The sequence below is a fragment of the Microbacterium schleiferi genome (assembly GCF_020781975.1).
Lineage (GTDB): Bacteria > Actinomycetota > Actinomycetes > Actinomycetales > Microbacteriaceae > Microbacterium.
In genome coordinates this window covers 20601-33792 of the sequence record NZ_JAJGNI010000009.1, presented here as the reverse complement: position 1 = coordinate 33792, position 13192 = coordinate 20601, and the positions used below count along the sequence as shown (strand labels likewise).

The window sequence follows — 13192 nt, the reverse complement described above, 5'->3', positions numbered from 1 at the left end:
ACATGTCCGACGAGGAAGATCTGCTGAAGCTCGACAACCAGGTGTGCTTCGCACTGGTGACGGCCGCACGAAACGTCGTGTCGATCTACCGTCCGATCCTCGAACCGCTCGGGCTGACGCATCCGCAGTACCTCGTCATGCTCGCATTGTGGGAGCAATCACCCAGATCACTGGGCGAGCTCGCCGAGGAACTCGCGATGGAGCCCGCGACCCTCTCCCCCCTCGTCAAGCGCCTCGAAGCGCAGGGCCGTGTGACACGCACCCGGCGACCGGAGGACGAGCGGGTGCTCGACATCGGGCTGACAGCTGAAGGCCGCGCGTTGCGCGAGGATGCCCTCGAGGTTCCGCGCCGCATCATGGCCGTCACCGGGCTGGGGGTCGAACAGCTCAAGGAGCTGCGCGACGGACTTCAGCCGTTCGCAGGCCGGATGCCGAACCTGGCCGGTTAGGGCATCCGTCGGACGGCTTGGCGTGCCGTGCCCCCATACGCGGTCGCAACGGCGCACGAAGAGGATGACCTATGGGTCGACGAACCTCATCACGATCCGATCGTGACGCGACCGGCAGCATCTAGTGGCCAGGCGGGGTTGTGCGCGACCTCCCACGGGTGGCCGTCGGGATCGATGAACACTCCCGAGTAGCCACCCCAGGGCGTCGGCGCACCGGCACGTGTGACGCGCGCGCCGGCCGCCGCGGCATCCGTGAGAGTCGCATCGACCTCCTCGGGTGATCGCACATTGTGAGCGAGGGTCACGCCGCCCCATCCACCGCCGTCGGTGACCGCAGAGTCTGCGGCGAGCTTCGCCCGGCTCCAGATGGCGAAGGCCATGCCGTCGAGCTGGAAGAACACAACCTCCCGGGAACCGACCCGGGATGCGGCTCCCACCCGAGCCCGCGATAGAACGCGATCGCGCGCTCGAGGTCCGAAACCCCGAGGGTGATCAGGCTCAGTCGTTGCTCCACATCCGCTCCGTTTCTATCCGTGAGCTCGCGGCCAGCTCGGCGGCGTCAGGCGTGACCTGCCCGCTCCATGGCTCGCAGTTCCTTCTTCAGGTCTTGCAGTTCATCACGCAGGCGGGCCGCGAGCTCGAACTTCAGTTCCCCGGCCGCGGCCAGCATCTGGTCGGAGAGGTCGCTGATCATCGCTTCGAGCTGCGTCGCACCCTCGGCGGCGATCCCCTCGCGACGCAGGTTCGGGGTGGGGCTCTTGCCCTTGCCGTTCTTGGATGCGGCGGCATCCTTGCGGTTCAGCATCGCCTTCGTGTCGGCGCCCTCGCGGATCAGTGCATCGGTGATGTCGGCGATCTTCTTGCGAAGCGGCTGCGGGTCGATGCCGTGCTCTTTGTTGTACGCGATCTGCCTCTCGCGCCGGCGGTCGGTCTCATCGATCGCTGCGCGCATCGAGTCGGTGACCGTGTCGGCGTACATGTGCACCTGGCCGGACACGTTTCGGGCGGCGCGACCGATCGTCTGGATGAGGGACGTGCCCGATCGCAGGAACCCCTCTTTGTCGGCATCCAGGATCGACACGAGTGAGACCTCGGGAAGGTCCAGTCCCTCGCGAAGCAGGTTGATGCCGACCAGCACGTCGTAGACGCCGGCGCGGAGCTCACTGAGCAGTTCGACGCGGCGGAGGGTGTCGACGTCCGAGTGCAGATACCGCACGCGCACGCCGTGCTCGCCGAGGAAGTCGGTGAGTTCCTCGGCCATCTTCTTGGTGAGGGTCGTCACGAGGACTCGCTCGTCGCGCTCGACGCGGACGCGGATCTCTTCGAGGAGGTCGTCGATCTGTCCCTTGGACGGCTTGACGACGATCTCGGGGTCGACGAGGCCGGTAGGACGGATGATCTGCTCGACGACCCCGTCAGCGATCCCCATCTCGTACCGCCCGGGAGTCGCAGACAGATAGACGGTCTGCCCGACGCGGTTCTTGAACTCATCGAAGCGCAACGGGCGGTTGTCGAGCGCTGACGGCAGCCGAAAGCCGTGGTCGACGAGGGTGCGCTTGCGGGAGGCATCCCCCTCGTACATTGCGCCTATCTGCGGCACGGTGACGTGCGACTCGTCGATCACGAGCAGGAAGTCGTCGGGGAAGAAGTCGAGCAGCGTGTGGGGCGGCTCCCCCGGCTGGCGACCGTCGAGGTGCCGCGAATAGTTCTCGATGCCCGAACAGAAGCCCAGTTGTTGCAGCATCTCGAGATCGAAGGTGGTGCGCATCCGCAAGCGCTGGGCCTCGAGCAGCTTCTGCTGGGACTCGAGTTCTTTCAGACGCGATGCGAGCTCGTCTTCGATCGTGCCGATCGCACGCTGCACGGTCTCGGTTCCTGCCACGTAGTGCGAGGCCGGGAAGATCGGCACCGAATCCATCTTCTGGATGACATCGCCGGTGAGCGGATGCAGCAGGTAGAGCGCCTCGATCTCGTCGCCGAACAGCTCGATGCGGATGGCGTACTCCTCGTACACCGGGATGATCTCGATCGTGTCACCACGGACGCGGAAGTTGCCGCGGGAGAAGTCGACGTCGTTGCGGTTGTACTGCATCGCGATGAACTTGCGGATGAGGGCGTCGCGGTCATACCGCTCCCCCACCTGCAGCGCGACCATCGCCCGCAGATACTCCTCGGGAGCACCGAGACCGTAGATGCACGACACTGTCGAGACCACGACGACGTCGCGGCGTGAGAGCAGCGAGTTGGTCGTCGAGTGACGAAGGCGCTCGACCTCGGCGTTGATCGACGAGTCCTTCTCGATGAACGTGTCGGTCTGCGGCACGTACGCCTCGGGTTGGTAGTAGTCGTAGTACGACACGAAGTACTCGACGGCGTTGTTCGGCATGAGTTCGCGGAACTCGTTGGCCAGCTGCGCGGCGAGGGTCTTGTTGTGGGCGAGCACGAGAGTCGGTCGCTGCACCTGCTCCACGAGCCAGGCCGTGGTCGCGGACTTACCCGTTCCCGTCGCGCCCAGCAGCACGACATCCGTCTCGCCCGCATTGATGCGCGCTGCGAGCTCGGCGATCGCCTGCGGCTGGTCACCCGAGGGCGCGTACTCGCTGACGACTTCGAAGGGCCTGACGGATCGCGTGGTCTGCACCTCTCCAGGGTAGGCGCGCCCTCGGACATCGGGACCGTGCCCACGTCCCGGATCCGAGTTCGGGACGAGGACGGTGCAGGCAGGAGGAAGGATGCCTACCCTGGAGGGGTGCTCGAGTTCTTCGTGGGATCCGGTCTTGCCGCAGCGGCAGGCCTGAACGCGTGGATGCCGCTCCTGGTGCTCGGGCTCGCCAACCGCTTCTTCGACGCGATCGAGCTCCCGGCCTCATGGGCGTGGCTATCCAGCGATCTCGCCCTCTGGATCATCGGCGCCCTGCTCGTTCTGGAGATCGTCGCCGACAAGGTCCCGGTGGTCGATTCCATCAACGACGCGGTGCAGACGGTCATCCGGCCCGCCTCCGGCGGGATCGCTTTCGGTGCCGGAGCGAGCGCCGAGACCGTGCGGGTGGATGATCCGAGCGCGTTCTTCGCGAATCAGAACTGGGTGGCGATCGGCATCGGCGTCGCGATAGCGCTCGCCATCCACGTGGTGAAGGCATCCGTTCGGCCCGTCGCGAACGCGGCGACGGCGGGCGTCGCGGCCCCGATCGTGAGCACCGCCGAGGACGTGTCGAGCCTCGCACTCTCGGTCTTCGCGATCGTGCTGCCGATCGTCGGGTTCCTCTTGCTGATCGGCGTGATCGTGACGGCGATCGTGTGGATCCCGCGCTGGCGACGTCAGCGCGACCGACGGGCGGCGATCCGCAACGGCAACGCCTCCCAGAGCACGTCGACCTGATCGCGGGTCTGCGCGAGGGTCCCCGCGGTGTCGATCACGACGTCGGCGATCGCGAGCCGCGCCTCGTCGGGCACCTGTGAGGCGATCCGGGATGCAGCATCCTGCCGGCTCATGCCGCGCAGGTCGACGAGGCGTTGTTCGCGCACCTCGGCGGGAGCATGGGCGACGACGACGAGCTCCCACGGATCGTCGACCCGCGCCTCCACCAGCAGCGGCACGTCGTACACGACGACGGCGTCGGGGTCCGCCGCGAAGGCCTCCCCGAAGCGGCGGGCAGACTCGTCCCGCACCGCCGGGTGGACTATCGCATTGAGTGCGGCAAGTCGATCGGGGTCGCCGAACACGAGGGCACCCAGCGCCGGACGGTTCAGCGATCCGTCATCAGAGAGGATGCCGTCACCGAACTCGTCGGCGATGCTGTAGAGCACCGGCGACCCGGGTCTCTGCACGTCCCGCACGATCTGATCGGCGTCGACGATCACGGCGCCGAGCTCGGCAAGACGGGCCGCGACCGTGGATTTGCCTGCGGCGATCCCTCCGGTCAGGGCGATCAGCGGCACGATCAGCTCCCCGCCGGCGCCACTGTCGGCGTGTCGGGAGTGGTGGATCCGGGAACCACAGGGGTGGTGGATCCGGGAGAGACAAGGGCGATCGCGCCGGTCGGGTTCGCCTGCGAGGGTTCGGCGATCAGCACCGAAATGTCTCCCGACTTGGCTGAACGGGTGGATGCCGCATCGGCCGCGTCGATGAGGGTGCAGGCGTCGTAGCCGAAGTCGTGAGTGACCGCGACGCCGATTCCGACGACGGGCACGACGGAGTCCGGAACGGTCCGGAGGGCCTCGAACACGGCGGAGGCGAGTCGGGATGCCTGACGGCGCGCTTCATTCGCGTCCCAGGCCGTGTCGCACACCCACAGCAGCGTGGCCCCGTCGTCGCCGATGACCGCGAGGGGTTCGACGGTTCGTCGTACCGCGTCGCGTGCGGCGACGGCGACATTGCGTCCGACCTCGTTGCCGAAGGCTTTCGCGATGAAGGGAAGGTCGTCGATGCGCATCGCGATGACACCGACGCCGATGCCCTTCTCGGAGGCGCGTTCGAGCACGTCGGTGATCGTCGCTCGGAACTGCGGCTCGGTGAGGATGCGGTCCGCTCCATCGGCTCCGACGAGGTTCGTGTACCCGCGGGTGCCGGCGCGTCCGGCTCGCAGGATGGAGGTGACGATCGCGGCGGTGATCACGAGCGCGATCGTCACGAAGCTGGACGGGATGGTCGAGAACCACGCCTGGAAGACCGGGTCGTCGGGGCCGAGCATGAGGAAGGCGATGGCCCTCACCGCCGTGTAGACGGCCTCGACAGCCAGCACGACCCCGAGCGCGATCGTCGTACGGGTCTGGGCCAAGCGGGCACGACCTGTTTCCCATACCGCGAGTGACGCGAGCACGGTGAGCGCCGCGTACATCCAGACGACGCCGGCCCAGTCCCCGCCGTCCGGACCGGCCGCGGCGACCGCGACGAAGGCGATCGTCATGCCGACACCGACGGTCACGTACGCCCAGCCGATGCGGTGCCCGTTGTAGCTGCGGCAGCCGATCCAGATGAACCCGGTGGCGGCGACGAACGCGGCGTTACCCGCGGCGACCGCGATCCACCCGCCCCCGGCTGCCCAGACCGCGTAGGCGACGGTGGTCAGGATGCCGGCAAGAAACGCGATCGACCAGTGCCGCCCCGACACCTCGTCGCGGCGGATGAGCGTCTCCGACACGTAGATGACTCCGACGATCAGCACCACTGCCGCCGTCATGACGCTCACCGAGAAGAGGTCGAGGGTCATCCCGTTGCCTCCATGTCGGAGCGTCCCGCGGTCGTGACCGCACCCGACATGTCGAGTGCTTCTTCGGGGTCGATCGGTGGCAGCATGACATCGACCTTCGCGGGGAGACGGACCAGGAACGCCGACCCGACGCCCTGCTCGCTGCCCACGATGATCTCGCCGCCGTGCGCACGAACGATGTCGCGGCAGATCGCGAGGCCCAGGCCTGTGCCGCCGACGTCGGTTCGGGCCCGGAAGAAGCGCCGGAACAGACGATTCTGGTCATCCGGCGTCAGTCCGATGCCGTCATCGCGGACGAGGAGATAGGACGCCACGTCATCGCCGTAGACGGCCAGCTGCACGGAGCCGCCTTCACGCCCGTACTTGATGGCGTTGCTGATGAGGTTGTCGGCGACCTGCCGCATCCGCGCCGGGTCGACGTACGCGTCGGTGGGCTGCACGTCGTCGGTGAAGATCGTGATCCGCCGCTCCAGCGCGCTCGGCTCCCACGCGGCTGCCGCCGCGAGCACCAGATGCTGCAGGTCGACGTTCTGGGGGGAGACCGTCACATCCACCGTCGACTTCGACGACGACGTCGCCGAGAGGATGTCGGAGATGATCTGGATCATCCGTTCCGCGTTCTGCGTGGCCACATCCAGGTCACCGCGGACCTTCTCGGGGATGCCGTCAGTCTCCAGAGCGAGGTCGAGATAGCCGATGATGGCGGTCAGCGGCGCGCGAAGCTCATGCGAGACCGACGCCACGACGTTGTCACGCGCCTGCAGGGCAGTGCGCTCGGAGGTGACTTCGCGAGAAATCACGACCGCCCCGGCGTCGCCGCCCTGGGTATCGCGAAGACGCCGAGCCGTGACGCTGAGCGCACGCCGCGTGGTGTCTGGAGCGCCGAACCACACGATCTGGTTGTCGAACACATCGCCACGCCGGGCACGGGCAACAGGGCTTCTTTCCGCGTCGAGGGGCGTCTGTCCGTCAGCGTCGAATGCGGGCAGGCGGTCACGACCGTCGAGGTCAATGAGCGCATGCTGCATGCGCTCATTGGCCTCGTTGACGATCGTGACCCGGTCATCAGCGGATATGAGAATCACACCGAAATCGACCGAGTCCAGCACCTGGGTCAGCAGTTGCTCTTGGTGCTGCGTGCGCTCCAGACTCTGGCCCAGCACGAGCGCCTGCTTGTCCAGGAGCGAGCGTTGGGCGGCGAATCGGCGCACGCTGAGGTACGCGCCGGTGGAGACTGCCAGAACCACGATCGGCATGAGCAGCAGCGCGAAGCTGAACGCCGACTCGTTCCCCGAGACGATCACCCACCAGTACGCGACCCAGACGAAGAGGTTCGCTGCGACGTAGCCGGCCAAGCCCAGGGACGCCGAGAGCCACATGACGGGGAACAGCCACAGCAGCGCGAGTCCCGACTCGGGGAAGGCGACCCGCATCAGCATGATCGCGACGATGTCCAGCACCGGGATGACGCCGACTGCCCACGGGGAGAGCCGGTTCCAGGGAACGAGCATCGTCACGACCGCGAGGACGAACACCATCCCGACGCCGGTGAAGAACATCGTGAGGTCTCCGGGGATGCGGGCGATCACCGCGAAGGCCGTGACCGCCAACGCAACGACGGTGAGCATCAGTTGCTGCAGCACTGCCACGCGGGCCTGCGTCCCGTCGTGCTTCAGGGTCAGCTCCGCCGCGAGTGCACCCCACAGCGTGTTGCGTCGTCCAGAGCGGCTCTCGCCTCGGCGCACAGAGCTGGTGTCCACCTTCCCCATGAATGAACGTTATCGCGCGGGCGCGGGCACGAAGTCCTCCGCGCGCCGCTCGATCAGAAACCGAAGTCGCCGAAGTCCCCGAATCCACCGTCGGCGAAGCCCGCGTCCCCGCCTCCGGCGGCATCGCTCCACCCGGTATCGGCCCCGGTGTCGGCAGCGGTATCGGCGGGTGCGGCATCCGCGGCCCCCGCGTCGGCGGCGAACATGGGAGCCATGAACGCCGACACGAGCGCGGAGCCGATGACGTACCCCGCGACGGTGCCCAGCAGAGACGAGCCCACCATGGAGCCGAAAGATGGGCCCTGGCGCTGGCCACCGAGAGTGCGCTCCATAGCGCCCGGGTTCATGTATTCCGCGCGGGTGGCGGCTCGGGCCATGTCGTTCGGGTCGGCTGACCGCGGCCGCTCGGATGCCGGGAGCGTCGCGGTCATGTCGGCCAGAACCTGCTGGCGCTGCGGCTCGGTGAGCTTCGCGAAGGCTTCGGCGTGGACCTGCTCGATCGTCTCGGGCGGCGCGGTGCGCAGCAGGTACCGGTAGCGCTCGATCGCGAGCTCGTCTTCGCTCTTGGGCGGCGTGGTGGACGGATAGCCGGCGGCGCGCGGCGAGGCGGGCTGCTGAGCGTATGGCTGCCGGTGCTGGGGCTCGGTGCCGAAGAGTCGGTCAAGGAATCCCATGGTGTCCTCCGTGGTGTCGGGTTCGGGGACTCTTGACGTTATCGAGGGCAGCTTTGCGACCGCTGTGAGGTGGGGGGCGTCCTCACTCCGCCGGCGGAACCCCCGGTTCGCCGATCGAGAGCATGAGACGGTTCGCCCAGTTGAAGAAGGCGCCCGACAGGATCGTGTCGAGCACCTCCAGGTCGTCGAGTCCCGCAGCCTCGAGGCCCGCGATCTCATCGGCCCCGAACTCGGCGGGCGTGGCCGTGAGCGCGACCGTGGCGTCGACGATCGCATCCCAGCGCGGGTCGATCCGCGTCGAGACACCCTCGTCGAGCAGACGCTGCACGTCTTCGCGCCTGCCGGAGTACTGCGTCGTAAACGCCGAGTGCACTGATGCGCAGTAGACGCAGCCGTTGAGGCGGGATGCCGCGGTCGCGGCGAGCTCCCGCTCGGCACGGGGCAGCCCGGCATCCGTGTTCAAGAAGATGTCGAGGTCAGTCTTGGTGCGCTCCCGCAGGATGTCGGGGTCGCGCACGAGCAGCCGGAAGTACGGGTTCTTGACGCGCGAGCGCTGGACGAGCGCTTCGTAGTGGTGGTCGGTGACCTCGTCGATCGGCAGCGGCTCGACCCACGGCACCCAGTCGAGGGTGTCCTGCGTGAAACGGGTGGGCGCGACGAGATCGGCGGGGGCGGGGATGATGGCGCTCATCGGCCGGCTCCTTCCGTGACGGATGCGGCACGCGTCGCCTGCAGGGCAGTGAGCCCCGCGACGACCCGCAGCTGGAACGCGAGGAATGCGACCAACTGAGACAGGGTGACGATGCCGGTGGCGCTCCACCCGGCATCCTCGAGGCGACGCAGGTCGTCGGGGGCGGCATCGCGCGGGTGCAGCGTCAGTAGATGTGCGTGTTCGAGGGCGGCGGCGAGTCGGTCGCCGAGCACGTAACTGGCGGCGACGTCGGTGATCTCGAAGCGCGGGCCCGGGACGCTCTCGGGGGCGTTGTCGGCGGTGAAGTTCCCGTAGGGGCCGACGGGGGCAAGCTCCTGGGCGGATGCTGCGAGCTCGAGGACGGTGGCGGCGATGCGCTCGTCGTCCTCCCCCTCGAGCCGCGCGCGGTAGTGGGCCACAGCGGATTCCTGCCGGTGCAAAGACGCGACGAAGGTCGCGATCGCGGCGCGCTCCGGGATGCTCGCGTGCGACGCATCCGCGGGCGCGAAGAGCGCGTCGTAGCTCCCCTGCGCATGCGTGCGCGATTCGGGACGGCGGGCCCGCAGCTCGTCGAGGGGGGAACCCGGCGCGATGCCCGCGAGGGTGTCGATGACGTCGGTGGTCGACATGCGTGTCCTTTCGTGCGGTCAGGCGGTAGTTTGGCCGAGGTAGGCCTCACGTACCTGCGGGTTGGCGATCAGTTCGGATGCGGCACCCTCGAGGCGCACGGTGCCCCCGGCGAGCACGTAGCCGCGATGGGCGATCGAGAGGGCGAGCTCTGCGGCCTGCTCGACCATGAAGACGGCGACGCCGCGCTCGGTGTTGATGCGCTGGATCGTGTCGAGCACCTGGTCAACGATGATCGGCGCGAGCCCCATGGTGGGTTCGTCCATGCAGATCAGGCGCGGGCGCGACATGAGGGCGCGCGCGAACGCGAGCATCTGCTGCTCGCCGCCCGACATCGTGCCGGCCTCCTGCGTGCGCCGCTCGGCGAGGCGCGGGAACAGGTCGTACTGGTTGTCGAGGTCTTCGCGCAGGGCGCGCGCGCCGCCGCGGCGGGTGTGGGCTCCGACGAGAAGGTTCTCTTCGATCGTCATCTCGGGAAAGACGCGGCGTGCCTCAGGCACGCTCGCGATCCCGGCACGCACGACATCGGCTGTCGTGTCGCCCAGGATGCTGCGTCCGTCGAACCGGATCTCGCCGCTGCGGGGCTTCACGAGGCGCAGGATCGTCTTCATCGTCGTGGACTTGCCCGAGGCGTTGCCGCCGAGCAGCGACACGATCTCGCCCTCGTGGATGCGGTAGCTGACGTCCTGCAGTGCGTGGAACTCGCCGTAGTAGACGTTGACGCTCTGTACGTCCAGGAGGGGCGCCGCCGACGGCGCGTTCTCGGCGCTCATCGCGCGTCTCCTTCCGTGGGCGGGGTCGGTTCGTCCCCGGTCTGCGCGGGTTCGACGGTGGTCGGGGCGGGATCCTCGATCGCGTCCTCGATGTGGTGAGTGCGGGCGACCACCGTGCCGCGGCGCGACCCGAGGTACGCGGCGATTACGGCGGGGTCGTTCTGCACCTGGTGCGGCGTTCCCTCCGCGATGATGCGGCCGCCGTCCATCACGATCACGCGGTCCGAGATCGTCATCACGAGCTCGAGCTTGTGCTCGACGACGACCATCGTCTGCCCCTGCGCCTTGAGCTCGAGCAGTTGGTGCATGACTTCCTTGGTCTCGGAGACGTTCATCCCGGCGGTCGGTTCGTCCAGCAGCAGCAGGCGAGGGTCGGATGCGAGGGCACGCGCGATCTCGGTGCGCCGACGGTTCGCGTACGACAGGGTCGCGGCGGGGTCGTTGCGGCGGGCGGTGAGCCGCGTCGCGAACCGTTCGAGCTGCGCCGTGACGCGGGCATCGAGGTCGGCAGCCTCGCGCCGCTGCGCAGGGGTGCCGACGATCGCGAGCACCGTCTCGACGATCAGCGCGATCCACCGCAGCACGGGGATGCGGCGCAGCCGCGGCAGCGGTGCGGATGCCCGCACGAGCGGAGTCTGACCGACGAGCACGTTCTCTTCGACGGTGGCGTTGCCGAAGACGCGGCCGTTCTGGAAGGTACGGCGCAGGCCGGCGCGCGCGATGACGTCGGGGGTGCGTCCCGCGATGTCGGTCTGGCCGAGCACAACGTCGCCGCGGTCGGGGCGCAGCTCACCCGCGAGCAGGTTGATCGTGGTCGTCTTGCCGGAACCGTTGGGTCCGATGATGCTGACGACCTCCCCGGGCGCGACGTGGAACGAGATCCCGTCGACGGCGGCGAGGGCGCCGAACGACTTCGCGAGGTCGGTGACCCGCACGAGCGGTGTCGTGGCCGCGCTCATGAGCGGGTCTCCTCTCCCCCGTCGGTACCGGTTCGGTCGGCAGGGCCGGTTCGTGCGCGACCGGCGGGCGTGAGGGTTCCCACGAGCCCCGCGGACGCCGACTGCTCGGCGACCACCGGGGTGCCGGCATCCGCGCGACGAAAGAGCCGCGCGAACGGCAGCGGAAGGGTCCAGATGCCCTGGGGGCGGAACCAGATCAGCAACAGCAGCACGACGCCGTAGATGAGCAGCCGCGTCTCGCTCGCGACCCGGAACAGTTCGAGGCCGCCGACCAGAACGATCGAGCCGAGCACCGCTCCGAACGGGCGCAGCATGGAGCCCAGCACGGCGATGATGACGATCTGGAACGACAGGTTCGGGTTGAAGATCTTGGGCTCGACGAACCCGAATTGCGCCGCCCAGAACGCGCCGGCGACACCGGCGATGAACCCGCCGATCCCGAACGCGAGGGACTTGTACTGCGGGGTCGCGATTCCCGCGGATCGTGCGGCAACCTCGTCGTCGCGGATCGCGCGCCACGTCAGGCCCAGGTGCGATCGTCCGAGGCGGTGGACGAGCAGGATGAGCACGAGCAGGATGCCGAGGCCGAGCGCATAGAACTGGGTGGTCGAGGAGATCTGGATGCCGAAGATGTCGGGCAGGGGGATCTGCGCGATGCCGCTGCCGCCACCGGTGATCGGGGTCGCGACCAGCAGCACCGCCGAAATGGCAGCGCCCGTGGCGAGGGTCGCGATGGCGGGATAGTGCCCCGACAACCGCCACGAGGGGGCGTTGAGCACGGCGATGAGCACCGCGGAGACGAGTCCCGCGAGTGGGGCCGCGATAAGGAACGGGATCCCGGCATCCTTCGTCAGCATCGCCGCCGCATACGCTCCCAGGGCTACCGGTCCCGCCTGGCCGAGCGAGAGCTGCCCGGCAGCGCCGCCGATCACCGTCATCGACAGGGCGATCATCGCGAAGGCGAGGATCTGCACGCCGATCTGCACGGCGTAGCCGTCGAAGACGCCCGGGATCGTCGGGATGAGCGCGAGTGCGATCAGCACCGCGACCTGCCAGCGCCGCATGACGACGGGACGGGCCTGGGCGAAGAAGGTCCCGGTGAGCGGTTCGCGGCGCACGGTCTTCTTGCCGAGGATGCCTTCCGGTCGGATCCACAGCACGAGAAGCAGTGCGCCGAACGTGATGAGCTGGCGGGCCGAGTCACCCCACAGGCCCACGCCGAAGGCTTCGGCAACACCGAGCACGAGTCCGCCGATGACGGCTCCGAGGAGCGATCCGAGCCCGCCGATCGCGGCGGCGGCGATACCGGCGAGTCCGATCTGGAAGCCCTGCGTCGGGGCGATCGTGGTGAAGTACGCGGCAACGAGCACACCCGCGAGCCCGCCGAGGGCAGCCGAGACCATGAACGCGATCGACTGCACGCGCGCGACCGGCACGCCCATCTGCGCCGCGGCCTCGCGGTCTTGAGAGGTGGCCCGGATCGCGCGTCCGATCTTTGAGTAGCGCAGCACGCCGGCGAGCACGAGCATGAGCGTCACGCTCGTGACCAGGATGACGACGTCGATGAGCCGCAGCGTGATGCCGCCGATCTGCCACGTGATGTCGGGAAGACCCGAGTCGAACCGGCGCACCTCGGGCCCGAAGACGATCTGGGTGAGGTTGTCGAGGATGATCATCACCGCGATCGTGGCGAGCACCGCCGCGATCGGCGCCTTGCCCGCGAAGGGGCGGACCGCGACGAGGTTGATGAGCCACCCGAGGGCCGCGGTGACGGCGATCGCCGCGAGGGCGCCGAGCCACAGCGGCATCCCGAGGTTCGACGTGACGACCCACCCGACCATGGCTCCCACGGCGAACAGCGACCCGTGCGCGAAGTTCACGACGTTCGCGACGCCGATCACGAGCGAAAGGCCCAACGCCACCAGGGCGTAGGCGTTTCCGTTGATGAGGCCGGCGATGAGCAGGTCGAACACGGGGCTCCAGAGGTCGGGACGGGTCGGTGCGAGTCGGGAGGGGCTGATGCCGAAATGCGGACGACCG

The 13192-nt window shown here is 68.3% G+C and carries 13 protein-coding genes; 2 read left to right on the top strand and 11 right to left on the bottom strand.

The annotated features are described in order from the left end of the window. The first annotated feature begins 2 nt into the window (after positions 1 to 2). Complete coding sequence (locus tag LL236_RS11620) at positions 3 to 449, top strand: MarR family winged helix-turn-helix transcriptional regulator (RefSeq protein WP_228179016.1); 447 nt, start codon at positions 3 to 5, stop codon at positions 447 to 449. Between the two features lie 89 nt (positions 450 to 538). On the opposite strand, the gene LL236_RS11615 is transcribed toward LL236_RS11620, so the two are convergent. Further along, on the bottom strand, positions 539 to 886 hold the full coding sequence (locus LL236_RS11615; protein ID WP_228179015.1) for a VOC family protein: 348 nt from the start codon (positions 884 to 886) through the stop codon (positions 539 to 541). Positions 887 to 1008: 122 nt separating this feature from the next. Beyond that, entirely contained in the window at positions 1009 to 3090 is a 2082-nt protein-coding gene (uvrB, locus tag LL236_RS11610) for an excinuclease ABC subunit UvrB (protein ID WP_228179014.1), read from the bottom strand. Positions 3091 to 3198: 108 nt separating this feature from the next. Between uvrB and LL236_RS11605 the strand changes: the two genes are divergently transcribed. Next, positions 3199 to 3828, top strand: coding sequence for a DUF4126 domain-containing protein (locus tag LL236_RS11605; protein WP_228179013.1), 630 nt, complete (start codon positions 3199 to 3201; stop codon positions 3826 to 3828). On the opposite strand, the gene coaE is transcribed toward LL236_RS11605, so the two are convergent. From coaE to LL236_RS11560, 9 genes are all read right to left on the bottom strand, one after another. Continuing rightward, on the bottom strand, positions 3768 to 4388 hold the full coding sequence (coaE, locus tag LL236_RS11600) for a dephospho-CoA kinase (protein ID WP_228179012.1): 621 nt from the start codon (positions 4386 to 4388) through the stop codon (positions 3768 to 3770). The two genes, LL236_RS11605 and coaE, sit on opposite strands and share 61 nt — an antisense overlap. A gap of 2 nt (positions 4389 to 4390) precedes the next feature. After that, complete coding sequence (locus LL236_RS11595; RefSeq protein ID WP_228179011.1) at positions 4391 to 5659, bottom strand: hypothetical protein; 1269 nt, start codon at positions 5657 to 5659, stop codon at positions 4391 to 4393. Beyond that, on the bottom strand, positions 5656 to 7428 hold the full coding sequence (locus tag LL236_RS11590) for a sensor histidine kinase (protein WP_228179010.1): 1773 nt from the start codon (positions 7426 to 7428) through the stop codon (positions 5656 to 5658). The genes LL236_RS11595 and LL236_RS11590 overlap by 4 nt, the downstream gene beginning before the upstream one ends. Positions 7429 to 7481: 53 nt before the next feature. Then, positions 7482 to 8102, bottom strand: a complete 621-nt coding sequence (locus tag LL236_RS11585) for a hypothetical protein (RefSeq protein ID WP_228179009.1) — start codon at positions 8100 to 8102, stop codon at positions 7482 to 7484. Between the two features lie 82 nt (positions 8103 to 8184). Beyond that, entirely contained in the window at positions 8185 to 8793 is a 609-nt protein-coding gene (locus LL236_RS11580; protein ID WP_228179008.1) for an alkylhydroperoxidase domain protein, read from the bottom strand. Continuing rightward, positions 8790 to 9422: a CMD domain protein gene (locus LL236_RS11575; protein ID WP_228179007.1), complete on the bottom strand. Its 633-nt coding sequence runs from the start codon at positions 9420 to 9422 to the stop codon at positions 8790 to 8792. Before LL236_RS11575 ends, LL236_RS11580 begins: the two co-directional genes overlap by 4 nt. A gap of 18 nt (positions 9423 to 9440) precedes the next feature. Then, positions 9441 to 10193 (bottom strand): ABC transporter ATP-binding protein, encoded by a 753-nt coding sequence (locus LL236_RS11570; protein WP_228179006.1) that lies wholly within the window; start codon positions 10191 to 10193, stop codon positions 9441 to 9443. Further along, on the bottom strand, positions 10190 to 11152 hold the full coding sequence (locus LL236_RS11565; RefSeq protein ID WP_228179005.1) for an ABC transporter ATP-binding protein: 963 nt from the start codon (positions 11150 to 11152) through the stop codon (positions 10190 to 10192). The genes LL236_RS11570 and LL236_RS11565 overlap by 4 nt, the downstream gene beginning before the upstream one ends. Further along, complete coding sequence (locus tag LL236_RS11560; RefSeq protein WP_228179004.1) at positions 11149 to 13125, bottom strand: ABC transporter permease; 1977 nt, start codon at positions 13123 to 13125, stop codon at positions 11149 to 11151. The genes LL236_RS11565 and LL236_RS11560 overlap by 4 nt, the downstream gene beginning before the upstream one ends. Positions 13126 to 13192 lie beyond the last annotated feature (67 nt).